The 20532-nt window shown below is 73.8% G+C and carries 19 protein-coding genes; 16 read left to right on the forward strand and 3 right to left on the reverse strand.

Annotated features, from left to right (window positions below; genetic code table 11):
* Nucleotides 1–235 precede the first annotated feature (235 nt).
* From OG906_RS19875 to OG906_RS19915, 9 genes are all read left to right on the forward strand, one after another.
* Nucleotides 236–1432 carry a DUF3344 domain-containing protein gene (locus OG906_RS19875; RefSeq protein WP_329444578.1) on the forward strand — a complete coding sequence of 399 codons (1197 nt, stop codon included), beginning with the start codon at nt 236–238 and terminating at the stop codon, nt 1430–1432.
* Between the two features lie 19 nt (nt 1433–1451).
* On the forward strand, nt 1452–2654 hold the full coding sequence (locus OG906_RS19880) for a glycosyltransferase (protein ID WP_329444580.1): 1203 nt from the start codon (nt 1452–1454) through the stop codon (nt 2652–2654).
* Nucleotides 2651–4174, forward strand: coding sequence for an exopolysaccharide biosynthesis polyprenyl glycosylphosphotransferase (locus OG906_RS19885; RefSeq protein ID WP_392891230.1), 1524 nt, complete (start codon nt 2651–2653; stop codon nt 4172–4174). The genes OG906_RS19880 and OG906_RS19885 overlap by 4 nt, the downstream gene beginning before the upstream one ends.
* A gap of 2 nt (nt 4175–4176) precedes the next feature.
* Nucleotides 4177–5559, forward strand: coding sequence for an O-antigen ligase family protein (locus tag OG906_RS19890; protein ID WP_329444582.1), 1383 nt, complete (start codon nt 4177–4179; stop codon nt 5557–5559).
* The gene (gene murJ, locus OG906_RS19895) at nt 5556–7421 is read left to right on the forward strand and encodes a murein biosynthesis integral membrane protein MurJ (RefSeq protein WP_329444583.1); all 1866 of its coding nucleotides are present in this window, start codon (nt 5556–5558) and stop codon (nt 7419–7421) included. The genes OG906_RS19890 and murJ overlap by 4 nt, the downstream gene beginning before the upstream one ends.
* A complete protein-coding gene (locus OG906_RS19900; RefSeq protein ID WP_267799983.1) occupies nt 7411–8190 on the forward strand; it encodes a polysaccharide deacetylase family protein in 780 nt (259 codons plus the stop codon). Before murJ ends, OG906_RS19900 begins: the two co-directional genes overlap by 11 nt.
* Nucleotides 8187–9485, forward strand: coding sequence for a glycosyltransferase (locus OG906_RS19905; protein ID WP_329444586.1), 1299 nt, complete (start codon nt 8187–8189; stop codon nt 9483–9485). Before OG906_RS19900 ends, OG906_RS19905 begins: the two co-directional genes overlap by 4 nt.
* A 70-nt stretch (nt 9486–9555) precedes the next feature.
* Nucleotides 9556–10263 carry a lipopolysaccharide biosynthesis protein gene (locus tag OG906_RS19910; protein ID WP_329444588.1) on the forward strand — a complete coding sequence of 236 codons (708 nt, stop codon included), beginning with the start codon at nt 9556–9558 and terminating at the stop codon, nt 10261–10263.
* Nucleotides 10260–11402 carry a GNAT family N-acetyltransferase gene (locus OG906_RS19915; RefSeq protein WP_267799986.1) on the forward strand — a complete coding sequence of 381 codons (1143 nt, stop codon included), beginning with the start codon at nt 10260–10262 and terminating at the stop codon, nt 11400–11402. The genes OG906_RS19910 and OG906_RS19915 overlap by 4 nt, the downstream gene beginning before the upstream one ends.
* Nucleotides 11403–11422: 20 nt before the next feature.
* On the opposite strand, the gene OG906_RS43635 is transcribed toward OG906_RS19915, so the two are convergent.
* Nucleotides 11423–12961, reverse strand: a complete 1539-nt coding sequence (locus OG906_RS43635; protein WP_402304013.1) for a glycoside hydrolase family 26 protein — start codon at nt 12959–12961, stop codon at nt 11423–11425.
* A 50-nt stretch (nt 12962–13011) separates the two neighbouring features.
* A complete protein-coding gene (locus OG906_RS19925; protein WP_329444590.1) occupies nt 13012–13227 on the reverse strand; it encodes a hypothetical protein in 216 nt (71 codons plus the stop codon).
* Nucleotides 13228–13254: 27 nt separating this feature from the next.
* Between OG906_RS19925 and OG906_RS19930 the strand changes: the two genes are divergently transcribed.
* The 5 genes from OG906_RS19930 to OG906_RS19950 all read left to right on the forward strand — a co-directional run bounded on the left by OG906_RS19930 (nt 13255) and on the right by OG906_RS19950 (nt 18688).
* The gene (locus tag OG906_RS19930; protein WP_329444592.1) at nt 13255–14724 is read left to right on the forward strand and encodes a carboxylate--amine ligase; all 1470 of its coding nucleotides are present in this window, start codon (nt 13255–13257) and stop codon (nt 14722–14724) included.
* Between the two features lie 86 nt (nt 14725–14810).
* Entirely contained in the window at nt 14811–16085 is a 1275-nt protein-coding gene (locus tag OG906_RS19935) for an NAD(P)-binding domain-containing protein (protein ID WP_329448069.1), read from the forward strand.
* Nucleotides 16086–16119: 34 nt separating this feature from the next.
* Nucleotides 16120–16347 carry a hypothetical protein gene (locus tag OG906_RS19940; RefSeq protein ID WP_267827425.1) on the forward strand — a complete coding sequence of 76 codons (228 nt, stop codon included), beginning with the start codon at nt 16120–16122 and terminating at the stop codon, nt 16345–16347.
* Between the two features lie 57 nt (nt 16348–16404).
* A complete protein-coding gene (locus OG906_RS19945; RefSeq protein WP_329444595.1) occupies nt 16405–18450 on the forward strand; it encodes a SpoIIE family protein phosphatase in 2046 nt (681 codons plus the stop codon).
* A gap of 70 nt (nt 18451–18520) precedes the next feature.
* Entirely contained in the window at nt 18521–18688 is a 168-nt protein-coding gene (locus OG906_RS19950) for a hypothetical protein (RefSeq protein WP_267799991.1), read from the forward strand.
* A 59-nt stretch (nt 18689–18747) separates the two neighbouring features.
* Here OG906_RS19950 and OG906_RS19955 read toward each other — a convergent pair whose 3' ends face one another.
* On the reverse strand, nt 18748–19185 hold the full coding sequence (locus OG906_RS19955) for a DUF6299 family protein (protein WP_329444597.1): 438 nt from the start codon (nt 19183–19185) through the stop codon (nt 18748–18750).
* A gap of 175 nt (nt 19186–19360) precedes the next feature.
* Here OG906_RS19955 and OG906_RS19960 point away from each other — a divergent pair, with 175 nt between their 5' ends.
* Both OG906_RS19960 and OG906_RS19965 read left to right on the forward strand, forming a co-directional pair.
* The gene (locus tag OG906_RS19960) at nt 19361–19972 is read left to right on the forward strand and encodes a DUF4352 domain-containing protein (RefSeq protein ID WP_329444599.1); all 612 of its coding nucleotides are present in this window, start codon (nt 19361–19363) and stop codon (nt 19970–19972) included.
* 56 nt (nt 19973–20028) lie between these two features.
* Complete coding sequence (locus OG906_RS19965) at nt 20029–20523, forward strand: DUF5949 family protein (protein ID WP_267799994.1); 495 nt, start codon at nt 20029–20031, stop codon at nt 20521–20523.
* Nucleotides 20524–20532 lie beyond the last annotated feature (9 nt).

Consider the following 20532-nt stretch of genomic DNA (forward strand, 5'->3'; position numbering starts at 1 on the left):
CTCGGATGCCGAAGTTTCGGGCGCCGCGGTTGACGTCGGGCGTTGACGTCGTCGGCGTCGGACGGGGGCGGGTGCCGTGGGTGAGGCCGTTCGTCGGGGCGTCGTCCCCGGTGCGCCGGCCCCTTCCGGACTCCGCTTTCCCTTTCGGTTCCGAGCGGTGGAGCAACCCCCATAACGACCCGCCCACTTTGAGGGTGCGTGGTATCGCCCAAAAGGCCGTACGAGCGAGTCCGACGTGATTTCCAGCCTGATTTCTGACAAAGTTCACTCCTGTTTTGTCCCCCTGATCGAAAATGGAGACAGGGTCATGGGTTCCTCCCGCAGAATCCTCGGCACGCTCGGTCTGCTGTCCTGCCTCACACTTTCGGCGAACGTTCCGGCGGCCGGTGCGGCGGTCCTCGCCGGCCCCCGTGTCTCCGACGCCACCGTCAAGGAGCAGGCCCGGATCCCGTTCACACAGCGTTACCAGGCCGTGCTGCACGGCGGGCTGGTCCGGGCCTCGAACTCCGGGATCAGCTGTCGCAAGGAAGAGAACCGGCAGGCCGAACCCTGCGCCGACGTGCAGCGCGGCGCCGCAGGGGTCAACAGCGACTACGAGATGTTCTACAGCGAGGTCGACAAGGACCCCGACACCTACAACTCCACCCGGGCCGAGCTCAAGGTCCCGCAGGGCGCGAAGGTCGCCTACGCCCGGCTGTACTGGGGCGGGAACCTGCGGGTGGGCGAGCAGAAGCCGCCGGAGGACAACGGCCGCGTGCTGGTCGCCGAGCCCGGCGGCGCGTACAAGGAAGTCCTTGCGGACACGGTCATCGGGCACCGCAGCGACGCGGGCAGCGACGCCTACCAGGCCTCGGCGGACGTGACCCCGCTGGTCCGCAAGGGCGGCGCCGGGATGTGGACGGTCGCCCAGCTGAACATCGCGATGGGGCACTCGGCGGTGGGGGCCTGGGGCGGCTGGACGCTGGTCGTCGCCTACGAGCACCCGAAGGAACCGCTGCGCCGGGTCTCCGTGCACGACGGGTTCGACGGGCTGGTCCCGGGGGTGGGCGAGGCCGCCGGTCGGACGGTGGAGGTCGCCGGGCTGGACGCGCCGGCCGGGTCCGCCGGCAAGGCCGGGGTGGTCGCCTACGACGGGGACCGGGGGGTCCTCGGGGACTCACTGACGGTGACGGCGGACAGTGGTCGGCGCGTGAGTCTCAGTGATTCAGAAAATCCTTTTAATGATGTTATGAATTCCACGATCACGGAATTCGGACGTCCCTCGTTCGTGCGACAGCCCGAACACGTGAATACCCTCGGATATGACGCGGACGTGTTCGATCTGGGTCCCGCCCTGTCCGGTGGTGCCCGCAGCCTGAGTTTCAAGTTCACGGGCGAAAGTCAGGGCCAATTCCTCGGTGTGCTCTTCGTTCAGACAGACGCGCGCCGCTGAACGTAGGAGATCACTCCACGTGTCGACCAACCGTTCGACAGCACATTCGTCCCCATCGGTCCTCCACACCGTCCTCCACCTCGCCCAACCCGTCGACGGCGGGGTCGCCCGGGTCGTCACCGACCTGGTCCGGGCGCAGGCCGCCGCGGGGCTGCGCGTCGTCGTCGGCTGCCCGCGCGGCGGCCGGCTCGCCGACGACGCCCACGACGCCGGCGCCGAGGTCCTCACCTGGCGCGCCGGGCGATCGCCCGGGCCCGGGCTGCCCGCCGAGGTGCTCGGCGCCGCGCGACTGATCCGCCGCGTACGGCCCGATCTGCTGCACGTCCACAGCGCCAAGGCCGGGTTGGCCGGGCGGCTGGCCGCGCGCGGCACCGTGGCGACCGTGTTCCAGCCGCACGCCTGGTCCTTCGACGCCGTGGGCGGGGCCACCGCCGCGCTCGCGCTGCGCTGGGAACGGTTCGGCGCCCGGTGGGCCGACCGGGTGCTCTGCGTCAGCGAGGCGGAACGCCGGGCCGGCGAGTCCGAGGGGATCACCGCCCGCTGGTCGGTCATCCGCAACGGCGTGGACACCGACCACTTCCGGCCCGGCGCCGCCGACCGCGACGTCGACCGGGCGGCGGCCCGCGCCGAACTCTCACTGCCCGCCGAGTTCCGGGGCGACGCGCCGCTCGTCGTCTGCGTCGGCCGGCTCTGCCCGCAGAAGGGCCAGGACATCCTGCTCAAGGCCTGGTCGGAGGTGTCGGCGACCATCCCGGACGCCCGACTGGCCCTCGTCGGGGACGGCCCCGACACCGAACGGCTGCGCCTGGGGGCCCCGCCGGGCGTCCTCTTCGCGGGGGCCGCCTCCGACATCCGACCGTGGCTTCGGGCCGCCGATCTCGTTGTACTGCCGTCGCGGTGGGAAGGCATGGCGCTCGCCCCGCTCGAAGCGATGGCCTGCGGTCGCCCGGTCCTGGTCTCCGACGTCAGCGGTGCCCGGGAAAGTCTGCCGCCCGGCCAGGGGCGGCTGTGCCTGGTGCCGCCGGAGGACCCGACGGCACTGGCCAAGGCCCTCTCCGGGCTGTTGGCCGAACCGCGGCTGCTCGCCGAACTCGGGGAGCGGGCCCGGGAGCACGCCCGGACCGACTTCGACGTACGGCGGACCACGGACGCGGTCACCGGCCTGTACCACGAACTGCTGGGCAGGCCCCGGCCCTTGAACCAGGAGCGCATCAGCCGATGACGATGGACAGCGCACCCGCCCGGCACCCCGGGCAGGGCGGCACGGGGCCCGCCGGGAGCAGCGCCTTCGCGCCCGCGCCTCACACACCAGCCCGCCGTTCCGTGACCGCCATCCACCCGCCGCGCGGGCCCCAGGTCGAACCGGCCAGGACCGCCGTCCGGCCGCGGCGCGTCCGCCCCCGCGACCGGGTCGTCCCGCTGGTGACCTCCGACGCGCTGGCCGCCGTCCTCACCGCCCTGACCCTGCCCGGACCGGGCCTCGCGACCGAGGCCGCCCTGCCCCTCGCGGCCGTGCTCCTCGCGCTGCACGCGCAGGCGGGGCTGTACCGGCCGCGGCTCGCGCCCTCCGCGCTGTTCGAACTGCCCGCGCTCGCCGGTCGGGCCGTCGTCCTGTGGTGCGGGGCCGCCGCCGTCCTGGCCGCCTTCCACCCCCGACAGGCCATGAGCTGGAGCGTGCTGCTCGGCACGGTCTGCCTCCAGGTCCTGCTGGTCTGCGCGGGCCGCGGCCTCGTGAACCAGCTCCATCGGCGCGCCGCGTTGCGCTCGCCGGCCTCCGCGCTCGTCGTCGGTCCCGGCGCGGGCGCCGGGGCGGTCGCCACCGCCCTCCACGGGCGGCCCGAGTACGGCCTGCGGCCCGTCGGGATCGCCGACACCGGCGCCGCCGACGGGGAACACGCCCCGCTGCCGGTGCTCGCCACCCACGAGGACGTCCGGCGCGCGGTCATCCAGAACTCCGTCCGGCACGCCGTCTTCACCCGCCCGCCGGAGGCCGACGAGCGCACCGCCTCGCTGGTCCGGCTCTTCCACGACCACGGCTGCCGGCTCTGGCTCGCCGACCCGGCCGGCACCGCCAAGGTCACCGGCATGCGCGTGGCGCAGCCGGCCGACCAGCTGTGGGGGTACGCCGTGCAGCCGCTGCTGCCGCGCCCGTCCCGGCCGTTGGAGCGGTTCGCGAAGCGGCTCATCGACTCCACGCTCGCCGCGATCGCCCTGCTGTTCGCCGCGCCCGTGATGGCCGCCTGCGCCCTGGCCGTACGGCTCGTCGACGGGCCCGGCGTGATCTTCCGGCAGGAGCGGGTCGGGCTGTACGGACGCCCCTTCACCCTGCTGAAGTTCCGCACCCTGAGCGCCGATCCGCACGAGTCCGCCACTCGGTGGACGGTCGCCGGCGACCGGCGGATGAGCCCGGTCGGCTCCTTCCTGCGCAAGTCCTCGCTGGACGAGCTGCCGCAGCTGTGGAACGTCGTACGGGGTGACATGAGCCTGGTCGGTCCGCGCCCCGAGCGGCCCTTCTTCGTCGCCAAGTTCAGCAGCGTGCACCCCGGTTACGAGGCCCGCCACCGGATGCCCGTCGGGATCACCGGACTCGCGCAGATCAACGGACTGCGCGGGGACACCTCCATCGAGGACCGGGCCCGCTTCGACAACCACTACATCGACACCTGGTCGCTGTGGCAGGACCTGTGGATCCTCGCCCGCACCGCGGCCGGGTTCTTCCGATTCCGGCTGGGGGGCAGCTGAGCATGAGCCTTGCCGTATCGAGCCCCTGGGCACGCCCGGACATCGGTGGGCTGCTGCGCCGACACTGGCCGTTGCTGCCGCTCGCCGCGACCGTCCTGTTCCTCCTCGCCCCGCTGCCGGCGGGCGACGCCACCACCTCGGGCAAGGTCGGACCGGCCGACGCCGCCTCACTGCTGCTCGTCCTGGTGTGCGCCGTACAGGCGGTGCGCGGCCGGGTGCGGGCGCTGACCCCGATGGGGGCGGCCCTCCTCGGGCTGCCCGCCGTGGGGCTCGCGGTGGCCACCGTCACCGCAGGGGACCCGTACGCGGCGCTGCCCGGGTTCGTGCGCTACCTCCAGGTCTTCGTGCTGGTCCCGGCGGCGATCGTGCTGCTGGTGCGGGACGCCCGCGAGTTCCGCCTGGCCGCCGCCTGCTTCGTGGTGCTGGCACTGGTCCAGGGGGCCGTCGGCGTCGTGCAGTTCGCGACGCACACCGGCGCCTCGTACCAGGGCGAGGACATCCGGGCCGTGGGCACCTTCGGCCCCGGTGACGTCATGGGCATGGCCACGGTGGTCGCGTACGGGCTGATCGTCGCGACCGCCGCCGCACTGGCGCCGGGACTGCCGCGACGGGTCCGGAGGGTGGCGACCGGCTGCGCGCTCGCCCTGGTGCTGCCGCTGGTGCTGTCCTTCAGCCGGGGCGCGTGGATCGCCACCCTCGGCGCGGCCGTGCTGATCATGGTGATCGCCGGGATCCGGCGGGCGCTCAAGGTGCTGTTGGCGCTGGTCGCGCTCGGCGTGGTGCTCGTCGGCGGGCTCGGGGTCGGCTCCGAGATGGTCGCGGAACGGCTGACCTCGATCACCCAGGTCTCCGACGCCCCCGACCAATCGGTCACCGACCGCTACACCATGTGGGCCGCCGCCGAGTCGATGTGGCGGGAGCGGCCCGCGGCCGGCGTCGGCCTCAAGGGCTTCCCGGCCAACCGGGACGGCCACTCCGGCCTGGCCCTGTCCGCCGGCAGCGACACCGCCGGAGCGGGGCAGGCCTTCATCAAGCAACCGCTGCTGTCCCCGCACAACATGTACCTGCTGGTGCTCAGCGAACAGGGTTTGATCGGACTGACCGCGCTCGTCGGCGGCTGGGCGGCGCTGCTGGTCGCGGGCGTCCGCCGATGCGCCTCCCGCCGAGGGGCCCTGGACTGCGGGCTGATCGCCGTCGGGCTCCTGGCGTGGCAGCTGACCGACTTCCTCTACGCGGACATCGGCGGGCCGTCCACCGTCCTGACCGGGGTGATCATCGGACTCGCCGCCTGGTGGGCGCTGTCCTCCCGGGGCGACCCGGAGGGCGGGTTCGCGACCGGTACCGGACGGGGCCGGCCGGCCGTCGAGTGGCCGGCCGGCCGGTGACGGGCATCCCGCCCCGGCGGCCCGCGGCCGCGGCGACCGACCTCGCCGCGACCGCGGGCCGTCCGCCGCACCCGGCGGAACCGGACGCCGCCCGCGGCGCCGGTGCCCGCGGGGACCGGGACCGGGGCCGCGTGATCGCCTCCGGCGGCCCCGCCGTCGCGGGGGCGTCCGCCGCCACGGAATCCGAGGGGACCGCCGCCGCCCGTGCGCGGGCCGGGCGGGGATCCGGATCCGGCGACCCCGGCACGTCCGCCCCCCTGGGCCGGTACCTCGCCAAGGCCGCCGCCGTCACCGCGGGCCTCACCGCCGCGGGGGCGGTGTTCGGGCTCGTACGCGACCAGACCATCGCCCACCTCTTCGGCGCCGGGCACGACAGCGACGCGTTCCTCATCGCCTGGACCGTCCCCGAGATGGCCTCGACGCTGCTCATCGAGGACGCCATGGCGCTGCTGATGGTGCCCGCCTTCAGCCACGCCCTGGCCCGCCGGGCCGCCGACCGCGCCGGGCTCACCCGCAAGGAGGCCCGCGCGCAGGACCCCGTACGGCTGCTCGTGGGCGCGACCCTGCCGCGGCTGCTGGTGCTGCTGGCCGCCGTGGCCTCCGTGCTGATCGTCGCCGCGCCGCTCGTCGTGGGCGTCCTCGCGCCCGGACTGCCCGATCCCGACCTGGCCGTCCAGTGCACCCGGCTGACCGCCCTGACCGTGATCACCTTCGGGATCGCCGGATACTTCAGCGCCGCACTGCGGGCCCACAGATCCTTCCTGCCACCCGCCGCGATCTACGTCTCCTACAACGTCGGGATCATCGGCGCGATGGTCGCCCTCCACGCCCTGTGGGGAGTGCGGGCCGCCGCGGCCGGAGTCGCCCTCGGCGGGGCACTGATGGTGCTCGTCCAACTGCCCGCGTTCATCCGGAACGTGGGCTTCGGACCGTCCCGGGCCAAGGGCGCCCCCCGCAGCCGGCGCGACCGGGACCGGCCCACGCTGATCGCCTTCGGGCTGATCGCCCCCGTCATCTTCTTCGCCGTCTTCCGGCAGTCCCAGGTCCTGGTCGAACGGTTCCTGGCCGCCTCGCTCCCGTCCGGGGCCATTTCGCACCTGAACTACGCGCAGAAGGTCGCGCAGATGCCGATGGTGCTGTCCCTGATGATCTGCACGGTCACCTTCCCGGTCGTCGCCCAGGCCATGGCCGGCGGCGAACGCGAGAAGGCCCGGCGGCGCGTCGAACGGGACCTGGCCCTCGCCTCCCTCGCCGTCCTCATCGGCACCGCCCTCGTCATCGGGTACGCGCCCCAGATCATCCAGGTCCTCTTCGAACGCGGCGCCTTCACCCACCGGGACACCCTGGCCACCGCCTCCGTGATGCGGGTCTACGGCCTCGGACTCCTCGGCCACTGCCTCGTCGGGGCGCTGTCCCGGCCCTTCTTCTCGACCGCCCGGCCCACCTGGTTCCCGGCGCTCGCGATGGGCGCCGGACTGCTCGTCAACATCGTCTTCGGAGCCTTCGCCGTCGGCTGGTGGGGAACCTACGGGATCGCCGCCGCCAACGCCGCCGGCATCTCGACCACCGCCGCCCTGCTCCTCACCGGGCTCGGCTCCCGGATCGTCGCCATCCAGGTCCGCCGGGTCGCCGTCAGCATCGGGCGCCTCGCGGTCGCCGCCGTCGCGGCCTGCGCCACCGGCTGGATCGCCGGCCCCATGATCCCTGACCCGCTGCTCAGCGCCGCCCTCGGCTGCCTGCTGGTCCCGGCCATGTTCGGAGCCACCGGAATGGCCATGCGGGCACTCGAAGTCACCGTGCTGCCCGCCCAGATCGCCCAGCTCACCTCCCAGCTCACCCAGAGGTTCCGCAATGCCCGCTGACACCGACACGGCGTCCGCCGCCGTGCTGGTCCCCGCCCGCCGGACCGCATCGCCGTGGGTCCTCATGTACCACTCGGTCGCCGAGTTCACCGACCCCGCCGAGGACCCGTACGGGATCACCGTCACCCCGCGCGTGCTGGAGGCCCAGCTGCTGTGGCTGCGCTCCCGGGGCCTGCGCGGGGTGTCCGTCGGCGAACTGCTCCGGGCCCGCGCGGCCGGGCGCGGAGCCGGGCTCGTCGGACTCACCTTCGACGACGGGTACACCGACTTCCTCACCCGGGCGCTTCCCCTGCTCAAGCGCCTCGATTTCACCTCCACGCTGTTCGTGCTGCCGGGGCGGCTCGGGGTGGACAACGTGTGGGACCCGCTGGGCCCCCGCAAGTCCCTCCTCACCGCCGAGGGGATCCGCGAGGTCGCCGCCGCCGGGCAGGAGATCGGCTCGCACGGGCTGCTCCACCAGGACCTCACGGCCACCACCGACGACGTGCTCCGGCAGGAACTGCACGGCAGCCGCGACCTGCTGCGGGAACTGACCGGGACGCTGCCCGAGGGATTCTGCTACCCGTACGGGCACCTCGACGCACGGGTCGTGGACGCCACCCGGGCCGCCGGGTACGGCTACGCGTGCGCCATCGACCCCGGTCGACTCGCCGGCCCGTACGCCCTGCCCCGTACGCACATCAGCCAGGCCGACGGCGGGGCACGGCTGCGGATCAAGCGGCTGCGGCACCGGATGCGGGAGCTGCGCAGGGGGGTGGCGGCGCGATGAACGCGACGGACGGGATGAAGTCGCTCAAGGTGCTGCACGTCATCACCGGCCTGGGCGTCGGCGGAGCCGAGCAGCAACTGCGCCTGCTGCTGCGCCACATGCCCATGCGGTGCGACGTGCTGACCCTGACCAACCCCGGCCAGGTGGCCGAGGGGCTGCGGGCCGACGGGGTACGGGTCGTCCACCTCGGCATGCAGGGCAACCGGGACCTCGGCGCGCTGCCCCGGATGGTGCGCTTCATCCGGCGCGAACGCTACGACCTGGTCCACACCCACCTCTACCGGGCCTGCTTGTACGGGCGGCTCGCGGCCCGGCTCGCGGGCGTGCGCACGACCGTGGCCACCGAACACTCCCTCGGCGAGGGCGAGATCGAGGGACGACGGCTCTCGCGCGGGGTCCGCGCCCTGTACCTGGCCGGAGAACGCCTCGGCGCGGCGACGGTGGCGGTCTCCGACACCGTGGCGACGCGGCTGGAGGGATGGGGCGTGCCGGCCGCGCGCATCCACGTCGTACCGAACGGGATCGAGGCCGTCCGCTTCCGTTTCGACGAAGGCGTACGCCGGGCCACGCGGGCCCGGGCCGGACTCCCGGAACGGGCCTTCGTGGTGGGCGGGGTCGGCCGGCTCGTGCCGGGCAAGCGGTTCGACGTGCTCGTACGGGCCGTGGCCGCGCTGCCCGGAGCCCACCTGCTGCTCGCCGGGGACGGCCCCGAACGGGCCGCGCTGCGGCGGCTCGCCGCCGACCTCGGCGCCCAGAGCCGGATCCACCTGCTCGGGGAACGGGACCCGCTCGGCGACAGTGCGGACGGGCGGACGCCCGGCATCCCCGCCCTGCTGGCCGCGATGGACGTCTTCGTGTCCCCGTCGCGTGAGGAGGCCTTCGGGCTCGCGGTCGTCGAGGCGCTCGCCGCCGGACTGCCCGTCCTGCACGTCACCTGCCCGGCCATCGACGACCTGCCCGCGACGCAGGCGCCCGGGGCGCGACGGATCGGCACCGGGACGGAGGAGCTGGTCGCCGCGCTGCGCGGACACATGGAGGCGGGGGCCGGCCGGTTGCCGGCGCCGCCCGTGGTGCGGCGGTACGACATCGCGCGGAGCGCGGAGCGGTTGCTCTCGGTCTACGCCGGAGCGCTGGCCGCGCCGCCCGAGGGGGGCCGGGGCACCGCCCCGGATCCGGGCGCCGGGGCGGAACGGCTCGGGGTCGGGGCGCTGTCCGCCCCCGGGCGCGGGCCGGACGCACGGGGGGACGCCGCCCGGCCGGGGGCCGCACGCACGCCCGGCCGGGGCGACGGCTGATCAGTCCTACCGCAGGGGCCCCGCAGCGGGGCCGAAGGAAGTTCCCTCCACTCAGGAAGCGAGCACGCACATGGCCGACACCGCCGACCAGAAGAAGTCCGACCACCGCTCCGCGAAGAAGGGGCGGCCCCGGTTGCTGCCGCCCGCGTGGTGGCCGTTGCCCGCCTGCGCGCTGCTGGGGCTGGCCGCCGGCGGGGCGTACGGGGTGCTCAAGGCGCCCGAGTACGCCGCCACCAGCTACGTCGTCGCCGTCCCGGACGACACCACCGAACCGGCCACCGCCCTCGGCTTCGCCCAGGCCTACGCCCGCATCGCCACCAGCAGCTCCACCCTCGCCTACGCCCAGCCCCGCGCCGGCATCAGCGCCCACCGGCTGCGGACCCAGGTACGCGCCGAGACCTCCCCCGAGTCCCCGATGATCGCCATCACCGGTACCTCCAAGAGCCCGTCCGAGGCCGCCGACATCGCGAACGCGGTCGCCGACGCCCTGTCGCTGAGCAGCAACCAGGCCGCCAAGAACACCGGCGTGCAGCTGCTGCTGTTCAACCAGGCCGTCGCGCCGACCGACCCGGCCTCGGCCTCCGCGCCGCTCAGCGGAGCCGTCGGACTCTGCGCCGGCGGGCTCGTCGGCGGCCTGTGGATGCTGGCCCGACCCGGACGCCGGCGCGGCGACGAGGTCGTCTCCGAGGGCGCCGAGACCCCCGTGGCCGGCGAGTTCGCGACGCTGCCCGCGCAGGGCGAGCACACCACGGCCAAGGAGAAGGAGTCCGTGCGATGAGTTCGGGCTCCGCCGGGGGCCTGTCGGTGACGCTGTGCCGGGACCCCCGGCAGTTCGCCGCGCTGGAAGAGCCGTGGAACCGGCTCGTCCGCGGCTGCCCCACCGCCACCCCCTTCCAGAGCCACGCCTGGCTGCACTCCTGGTGGCTGTCGTACGGCAAGGAGGGCCGGCTCCGGCTCGTCCTCGTGCGCCGCGGCGAGGAACTGGTCGGCGTGGCCGCGCTGATGCTCGTCCACCGGCCGCTGCCGCTGCTGGTGCCGCTGGGCGGCGGGATCACCGACTACTTCGACGTGCTCGTGGCCCCCGAGCACGCCCGGCAGGTCGTCCCGGCGCTGGCCCGCGGGCTGCACCGGGCCGCCCGCGGCGCGGTCGTCGACCTCCGCGAGGTGCGGCCCGGGGCGGTCGCAGAGGCGGTGTTCGAGCAGTGGCCCGGGGCACGGGCCAGGCTCACCGACTCCACCTGCATGGAACTGCCCGCGCTGCCCTTCGACGAACTCGTCCGGCGCATGCCCTCCTCCGGCGCCCAACGGGTGCGGGCCAAGCTCCGCAAGACCGACGCGGCCGGCATCGAGGAGCACGACGTCAGCGAGCAGGAGGTGCCGCGCGCCGTGCGGACACTGCTGCGGCTGCACGAGAAGCAGTGGCGGGGACGCGGGGTGACCCCCGAACACCTCAAGCCGCGCTTCGCCGAGCACCTGACCCGGGCCGTGCGGCGGATGGTGCGCGTCGGGGAGGGCCGGCTCACCGAGTTCCGGCTGGACGGGAACGTGGTCGCGGCCAACGTCACGCTGCTCTCGTCGGCCCTGAGCGGCGGGTACCTGTACGGGGCCGACCCGGACCTGCGCGACCGCAAGGTGGACATCGCCACGCTGCTGCTGCGCCACGAGGCCGGCCGGGCCCTCGCGGAGGGGCGGCCGGTGGTGAGCTTCCTGCGCGGCAACGAACCGTACAAGAACCACTGGCGGCCCGAAACGGTGGTCAACCAGCGGTTCCTGCTGGCCACCAACGCGCTCGCGCCCCTGCTGCGACTGCACGAGTCGCAGGTGTCGGGGCGCGAGCGGGCGGTGGACGCGCTGCGCGAGGCGCTGCCGGCCGCCAGGGACTGGCGGGCGCGGCTCAACGAACTGCGGGTGCGATGACGGGAGTCACGCCACCTCGCCTAGAAGGGCCAGAGGAAGCCCTTGCGCCAGTCGAGCTTGACGCAGACCGCCTGGTTGCCGACGAGCTTGGACAGCCATTCCCCGAAGTTGAGCGGCACGCACCACTGCGTGTTGTTCGCGGGGGGCTTCGGCGGCGTCGGCTCGGCCGGCTCGGGCGTGGCTGCGGGCACGGCCGGGCTCGGCGCGACCGGGCTCGGCGCCGCCGGGCTGGGGGCCGCGGGGGAGGGGACGGCCGGGGAGGGGGCCGCCGGGCTGGGGACCGCCGGCGAAGGCTCCACGACGGGGACCTCCGGGGACGGGCTCACGGGCGCCGGCACCACGGAGGGTTCGACCGAGGGCTCGACGGACGGCTCGACGGGAACGTCCACGGGCGGGACGACGGGCGGGACCGACGGTGCCTGGGGCGTGGGCACCTGCGGCGTCGGGATCTGCGGAGTCGGGATCTGCGGAGTGGGGATCTGGGGGGTGGGGATCTGGGGGGTGGGGACGACCGGGGTCGGGACCACGGGCGTCGGGATCACCGGCGTGGGGATCACCGGCGTCGGGATGACCGGGCCGGGCTTCTGCGGGGTGAGGGCGTCCTTGAACACCTTCGAGGACCGCGGGTTCTGCTTGCACTGCCAGACGCCGTGCGGGCAGTAGTCGGTGATGGTGTGGTAGAGCGGCTTGTGCTGCTCGATCCACGTGAGCATGCGCCGCACGTACTCCGCGTTGTCCCCGCGCCGGTACAGGCCCCACTCCGGGTACGAGATCTCCTTGCCGTGTGCCTTCGCGAAGTCCACGTGCTCCTGGAGTCCGTACGGCTGCGTGATCTGGTCGTCGAAGTCCTGGCCGGGACCCTGGTCGTAGGAGTCCATTCCGATGATGTCCACCACGTCGTCGCCCGGGTAGCACTTGGTCCAGCCGATCGCGTCCGTACCCCGGTTCGGTGCGAAGTCGAACGTGAACTTCTGGCCGGGCACGGACCGCATCGCGGCGACGGCGCGCTTCCAGTACCGCTTCCAGTTCTCCGGGTCGGGCCCGCAGCGGTGCGTGTACGTGGTGCCGTTCATCTCCCAGCCGAGGACGATGACGGTGTCCGGCACGCCCAGCTCCACCAGCCGCTCGGCCAGCCGCTTGAAGTGCCGGTCGTACTCGCCCTGCGCGCCCGCCCTGATCAGCTGGGCCACCTGACGGTCGGGCACCCGCTCCTCGTTGCGTTCCTGCATGGGCACGTTGAGGACGAACATCCGATCGTCCTTCTCCTGGCGCCACTCGGCCCAGTTCGTCAGGAAGTCGACGTTGCCCTCGATGCCGGCCCACCGGTCCCCGGGGAGATAGGTGTGCCCGACCCGGATCTCCTTGCCGCCCAGCCAGCGCGACAGGTACGGGATCCGGGCCACTCCCTGCGGCCCGTAGTCGAGATACGCGCCCATGGCGATGTCGGAGCCCTTGGGTGCTTCCTCGTCGGGCGCGGCGAGCGCGGCGCCGGTGGCCAGCAGTCCGGCCGTGACCGTACCGACGCAGGTGCTCGCCAGTCGGCGGCGTGGTGTGGGCATGGCGTCTCCCGAGCTTCCCGAATCGGTGTGCTTGTCAACGACGTTAGGCATCACATCCGACGAATGGCCTGTCCGGTGACCGCCGCGTAGGCCATTCGCAGGCGCACACCACCCCCGCTTGGTCCGACTAGGTGAAAGACACCGTTTTCATGCACGCGTTCGCCAACCATGTGCCCGCCGTTCTGCTCAGGCTCGATCGGAATCCGTTCCACCACGGAACCCTCGGCGCCGTCAGATCCCTTGGCCGCAAAGGCGTGGAGGTCCATGTCGTCGTCGAGGCCGGGGGAGGTCCGGTGCGGCGTTCGCGGTATCTGCGCGCCGTGCATCCCGGGCCGGTCGGCGGACTCGACCCCGAGGCACCACAAGCCCTGCTGGACTGCCTGCTCACCGTGTCGGAACGCATCGGGCGTCCCGCCGTGCTCGTCGCGATGGACGACCTGAGCGCGATCGCGGTCGCCCGGATCGCGCCGGCGCTCGACGAGCGGTACCGGATTCCCCATCAGCCGGACGGCCTGCCCGCGCGGGTGGCCGACAAGGCCGAACTGTCGCGGCTGTGCGCGCGCTGGGACATCCCGCACCCCGAGACGGTGATCCCGACGAGCGGGGCCGAGGCGTCCGAGGCCGCCTGGCGGTTGGGGCTGCCGGTGGTGGCGAAGTGGAGCCGGCCGTGGCTGCTGCCGGCGGGCGAGGGACTGCGGAGCACCACGCTGTTGCACAGCGCGGCCGAGGCGCGACGCCTGTACGAACGCTCGGCGCGGGCGGGCAGCCGGCTGCTGCTCCAACGGTTCCTGCTGGCCGGTCAGGACACCGACTGGTTCTTCCACGGGGCCTTCGCGCGGGGCGGTCACCCGCTGCTCGTGGGGTCCGGGCGCAAGGAGCTGTCCTGGCCGGTACGGACGGGGCTGACGGCCGTCGGACGGTGGCTGCCCGATCCGGCGGTGGAGGAGGCGGGACTGCGGCTCGCCGAACGGCTGGGCTACCAGGGGATCCTGGACCTCGACTTCCGTCGCGACGAGCGGGGCTGCTTCCGGCTCGTGGACTTCAACCCGCGTCCCGGGGCCCAGTTCCGGTTGTTCACGGACGCGGCCGGCCTGGACGTGGTCCAGGCGATGTACCTGGATCTGACGGGGCAACGGGTACCGACGCCCTCGGGCGGGCCGGGCCGGGTGTTCGTCGCGGAGAACTACGCGCTGCTGGCGGCGGTACGCGGACGCCGGCTGCCGCTCGCCCCGCGGCCGGCGCGGGGGCAGGCACGGGGAGCGGCGTGGGGGGCGGGGGCGCGTCCGCACCCGGCCCGGAACCCGGTCCCCGAGTCCGGCGCGGCCCCGGCCCCCGGCGGCCCCCGGGACGGTGTGGTGATCCCGGACCCGGCCCGGCCGGACCGGCCCGGCCGGGCGGCGGAACACCGGGTGGGCCAGAGCGGCGCGGCCCCGGACCGGGGTGACGGCCCCGGAGCGGCGTCCGCCACGGCCGGGACGGCGCGGGCCGCGCCGAGGGACCGGCGCGCGGAGGTGGAGGCGGCCTGGTTCGCCCCGGACGACCTGATGCCGTTCGTCGCGATGGTCACCGCCTTCCTGGGGCGGGGCTTCGGCAAGGGCGCCCGGGTGCTGCGGGGCTTCCCCGCGCAGGGCCGCCGTACCGCCCGCGCCGTGGTGCGCGCACCCCGCCAGCGCGGCCGGGAACAGGCGTCCGACGGCTCCGGACCGGCCGCCCGCCCGGCCCCGCCGGAGGCGGCGGAACCGGACGAGCTGGTGAGCCGGTGACAGCCCGGAGCCGGTGACACCCCTCGCCCCGGGCGGGCCCGCCCGGGGCGGTCGGCCATGACAGTGGAGGGACAGCGATGACACGAATGGACGACCTCGTCGTGGTCGGCGCGGGGCCGTACGGGCTGTCGATCGCCGCGCACGCCGCGGCGGCCGGGCTCCGTGTGCGGGTGCTGGGGCGGCCCATGGCGTCCTGGCGGGACCACATGCCCGAGGGGATGTACCTGAAGTCGGAGCCCTGGTCGTCCAACCTGTCCGCGCCCGGCGGACGGCACACCCTCGCCGACTACTGCGCCGGCCTGGGCGTGCGGGCCGAACACGGCGGGCCGCTGCCGATCGGCACCTTCAGCGCGTACGGGCTCTGGTTCGCGGGGCGGGCCGCGCCCGAGGTGGAGGAGGTGACGGTCACCGAGCTGACCCCGCAGGGGGGCGGCTTCCGGATCAGGACCGCGCAGGGGCCGCCGCTGTTCGCCCGTACCGTCGCCCTGGCGGTGGGGGTGATGCCGTTCGTGAACTTCCCCGCGGTACTGCGGGACCTGCCGCCCGGCCACTACTCGCACAGCAGCGGCCACCGCGACCTGGCCCGGTTCGCCGGCCGGGAGGTCGCGGTGCTCGGGGCCGGGCAGGCGGCCCTGGAGACCGCGGCCCTGCTGGCGGAGGCCGGGGCGCGACCGTGCCTGGTGGCCCGGCGGCCCCGACTGAACTGGAACACCGTCCCGCAGCCCCTGGAACGGTCCCCGCTGCGGGCCCTGCGCGACCCGCACAGCGGGCTGGGCACCGGATGGCGCAGTTGGGTGTGGTCGGAACTGCCGTGGGCGGTGCGTCGGCTGCCCGCGGCGACCCGGGAACGCATCGCCACCACGGCGCTGGGGCCCGCCGGTGCCTGGTGGCTGCGGGACCGCTTCGAACAGCGGGTACCGGTGCTGCTCGGCCACCACCTGCACCGGGCGGTGGCGGCGGGCGACCACACCCGCCTCCAGCTGACCTCCGCGACCGGGGAGTCCGTCGTCCTGGACACCTCGCACGTTATCGCGGCCACCGGATTCGCCCCCGACCTGCGCCGACTGGAACTCCTCGACGTCGGGCTGCGGACCGCGCTGCGCACCGTGGGCGGCGGCGGGACGCCCGAGCTGAGCGCGGGCTTCGAATCGTCGTGGCCCGGGCTGTTCTTCGCGGGCCTGCTCACGGCTCCCTCATTCGGCCCTTCCATGCGATTCGTGCACGGTGCGGGCTTCACGGCGGGGAGACTGGTGAAGGGAGTCCTGGGGAGGCTCGGCGCCCGGGGCCGACTGCCGGGTTCCGCCGCCGGCGACCGGCCCGACCGGGCCGCCGCCGGGCACCCCGAGACGTATCCGCGGTGAGACGTGTACACGGTCAGAGGCGAGAGGGGTCGCGATGGGCGCGGAGCGAGCACAGGGCGGCCGTGGCTGGGTACGCATCCCCGCCAGCCGTGCGGAACAGCCGCCGGGCCGGCCCAAGGGCGGATCCTTCGGCCCCGGCGACCAGTCCACGATCTACCTCTCCCTCCTGAAGCGCTGGCGAGAGGCCGGACGCACCCTTCCGGGGCATCCTGACGAAGAGTGGGAGCGGCTGATCTCCCAGCCGTGCTGGCCCGGCCGTTAGGTGGTGTGACGCGTGGCAGCGGCGGAGCGACCCGACAGACCCGCGCCGGACGGCGGCATGCCCGTGACCGGAGCCGGGGAGCGGCTCGCGCTGAACGGCATGGGCAGCTACGACTGGGACCTCGGCGCGGGGACGGTGTCGCTCGACGAGGCCGGCCTGGTCGTCTTCGACCTGGAGCCGGAGGAGTTCGACCACACCCCGGAAGGCCTGGGGCTGCGGGTTCCGGCCGACGACAGCGCGCGGCTCGCGGACACCGTGGGCGGGGTGCTCGACAGCGGTGAGGAGACGTACGGCTCCTACTTCACCGTGCGCCGGCGCGACGGCCGCGACCAGTGGACCCACATCCAGGGGAGGGTGCTGCGCGCCCCCGACGGCCACCCCCTGCGGATCGTCGGCATCGTCCGGGACGCGACGGCCGAGCTGGCCCACCTCACGGTGCTGCGGAAGCTGGAGTCGGCCCGCGCCCAGCAGGCCACCATCGTGCAGCGGACCACCGAGGCCCTGTCGCGGGCCGTGACCGTGGACGACGTGACGGCCACCCTGACGGGCACGGGAGCCTTGGAACGGCTCGGCGCGGACGGGCTCGCCCTCGGGCTCGTGGAGAACGGCGCCATCAAGATCATCGCGTTGAGCGGGGAGTCCCTGGAGATCCTCAACGAGCGCAGATTCACCCGGCTGGACGGTTCGCTGCCGCTGTCGCAGGCGGTCCTCAGCCGCAAGGCCCGGTTCGTCACCTCGCTGTCCGAGCTGGCGGCCGAGTTCCCGATGTTCACGGACTACCTGAACCGGATCCGCTACGACGCGGCCGCCTACCTGCCGCTGATCGCGCAGGCCAAGGCCATCGGCGGACTGGTCCTCTTCTACAAGCGGCTCAGCGAGTTCAGCCCCGAGGAACGCAACCTCTGCCTGGGCCTGGCCGGCATCGTGGCCCAGTCGCTTCAGCGAGCCCTGCTCTTCGACCAGGAACGGGAGTTCGCCACCGGTCTCCAGGCGTCGATGCTGCCGCGCCGGATCCCCGAGATCACCGGCGGCGAGATCGCGGTCCGCTACCACGCCGCCTGGAGCGGGCGCGAGGTCGGCGGCGACTGGTACGACGTGATCGCGCTGCCCCGCGACCGGGTCGGCATCGTCGTGGGCGACGTCCAGGGCCACGACACCCACGCCGCCGCCATCATGGGCCAACTGCGCATCGCCCTGCGCGCCTACGCGGGGGAGGGGCACCCGCCGTCCACCGTGCTGGCCCGGGCCTCCCGCTTCCTCGCCGAACTCGACACCGAACGCTTCGCGACCTGCATGTACGCGCAGGTGGACCTGGAGACCGGAGGGGTACGCGCCGTCCGCGCGGGCCACCTCGGACCGCTGATCCGCCACACGGACGGCCGAACGGGCTGGCCCAACGTGCGCGGCGGCCTGCCCCTCGGACTCGCCTCGATCTTCGAGCGGGAGGAGTTCCCCGAGACCCGGCTGGACCTGGTGCCCGGAGAGACCCTCGTGCTGTGCACCGACGGGCTCGTGGAGGAACCGGGCACCGCCATCACCCAGGGCATGGAGGCGCTGGCCCACGCCGTCCGCAGCGGCCCCCAGGAGGCCGGGGCGCTCGCCGACCACCTCTCCGACCGGCTCTGGGAACGCTGGGGCTCCGGCGACGACGTGGCCCTGCTGGTGCTGCGCCGGGCTCCCGACCCGGGCACGCACCGGGCGCCCCGCATCCACCAGTACATCCACCAGGCCGACCCCGAGGGCCTCTCGGAGGCCCGCTACGCCCTGCGGCAGGCGCTGCGCGACTGGGGCATGGCGGAACTCGCCGACGACGTGGAGCTGGCCGCGGGCGAACTGCTCGTCAACGCCCTGCTGCACACGGACGGCGGAGCGGTGCTGACCATGGAGGTGCTGCCGGAACCGGTGCGGCGGATCCGGCTGTGGGTCAAGGACCGCTCCAGCGTGTGGCCCCGCCGGCGCACCCCGGGGGAGTCGGCCACCACGGGGCGCGGGCTGCTGCTGGTGGACGCGCTGGCCACGCACTGGGGAGTGGAGTCCCGGGGCGACGGAAAGGCCGTCTGGTGCGAGTTCGACGCCGGGGGCGTGCGGCGGAGCGCGGAGTGAGCGGACGGTCACCCCGAGTTGTGGGTTGCCGGAGGGGGCGCGATGATGCCGCCATGGAACGGATTCTGCTGTGCGCCGCCTGAACAGGGGCGCGGTGACGGGCATCCTGGCCCTGCTCCTGCTGGTGGCCGGGGTGCCGAAGGCCGTGGACTGGACGACGGGGCGCCCGCACTCGGATCCCGGGTGTCAGACCGTGGCGTTCATGTCGATGACCGGTGTCGCACCGGAGTGCCGTTGACGGCGGGGATCCGGTAGCGGCGGCTACCGGACCGGACGGCGTCGGGGGCCGCGCCGGGATCACCGGTGGTCGAACACCTCGATGTTCTTGCCGTCCTCGGCGAGCGTGTCGATCGAGCGCGGCATCAGCCCGGAGAAGTGGACCTCCTGGAGCTGCGCCACGGCCTCGGCGCGACCGGCGTGCAGGCTCGGGGTGAAGCGAACGGAGCCGCGCGCCTCCCAGCGGTGCCGCTCGCCGTCGCAACGGGCGTCGCCGGCGGCGACGGTGAGACGGAGCCCCTCCTGGACGACGGTCGCCTTCACCTGGACCGCCCCCCTGGGTGACGAGCCCTCGCACAGGTAGGTCCCGGAAAGGGTGACGGAGCCGTCCTCGGTGATGTGGGCGTAAGGCTGTACGGAAATCTCCTGGTTGAAAACAGTGGCGTTCGCCGGAGCGGTGAATACCGAGACGGCGGCCAGTGCGGAGAACGCCGCGAGGGCCATTCGGCGGCCGGACATGACCATTTTTCCTCCAGTGGGAAACGGGTGGCGGGGTACTGCCGGAAGCATTCTGCTGGCAGTTGGCAGGTCAACTCGCTTCGCGGACTCGTGTCGGTGTGTGCAATTGCCCGCTCGGGCGCGTGAAACTGACCGGAATGCTTCCCCGCCCCGAAGATCCCCGAAGGGATCCCGCATGCGTCAGCCCGCTTCCGTCCTCGCCGCCGCCGCCCTCCTACCCCTCTTGCTGATGGGCGCCACCGCCTGCCAGAGCGTGTCCGAGGGGGCCGCCGTGGCCCCTGCGGCGGTCCCCGCCGTCCCGGTGGACGACGGGGTGCCGGGATCCGACGGCGACCCGGCGGCGCCGGCCCCGGCGGTGGTGCCCGCGACCGCGAAGGACGCCCGTGTGGGTGACTCCGTACGGGTGCCGGGCCGGCAGGTCGGACAGCACCTCCAGGTGGTGCTCAACGCGTACGTGGACCCGGCCGTCAGCGTCGAGAAGAACTTCGCACCGGTCGCCGGGAAGCGCTGGGTGGCCGCCTCGATGTCGTTCGTCAACGTGGGGGGAGCCTCGTACGGGGCTCTCGGGAGCATGTGGGCGTACGACGGCGCGGGAGAGCGCCACGCGATCGTGCCGACCGGTGAACTGACAACCGGCAAACCCCTCGTCTTCGATTCCCTGGAGGTCGGTGAGCGGGCCGAGGGATGGGTGGTGTTCGAAATTCCGGAAAGCGCGCGCATCGTGCGGCTCCAGTACCAGGACGCGAACACGCAGACGAATTCCGGAGGGGGATTCTGGGCCGTATAGCCCGCTCGGGTGAAAGGCCGCGAGGGGGTGGTCGGCAGCGCACTAAGGTGCGGCGCATGACTTCCACCCAAGCCGAAATCGACCGGTCCCAGCTCGGCACCCTTTCCGTGCTCGCCTGGATCGGTGACCCCTCCGAGGGTCACGACATCCCCTACCTCCTCGCCTACACCCTGGGCGACGGCCCGGGCGGCAAGGAGGCCGGCGAGGCGGCCGCCCGAGGTCTCCTGGAGGAGATCGGCCTGCCGATCGGGGACGTGGTCATGGACGGCACCCTCAAGGCGGCCACCTTCCCGGTGAAGATCCTGCTGGCCGACCACCAGATCGCGCTGACCCTGCCCGGGCTCAACGCCACCTGCACCGCCCCGCCGGAGTGGGTCGTCGCCGCCCGCGAGAGCGGGCAGGCCTACTTCCTGTTCGCCACGCGCGCCTGGCCCGAGGCCGTCCCCGGGCAGCCGGTCTCCGCAGAGGTGCTCCAGGCCTTCGCGGGCGACGAGGAAGTGCTGACCAGCAGCGCCCACTGCGTGCTCACGGTGCAGAGCCTGCGCGGCTGACACGGCGCC

This window comes from Streptomyces sp. NBC_01426 (assembly GCF_036231985.1).
Lineage (GTDB): Bacteria > Actinomycetota > Actinomycetes > Streptomycetales > Streptomycetaceae > Streptomyces.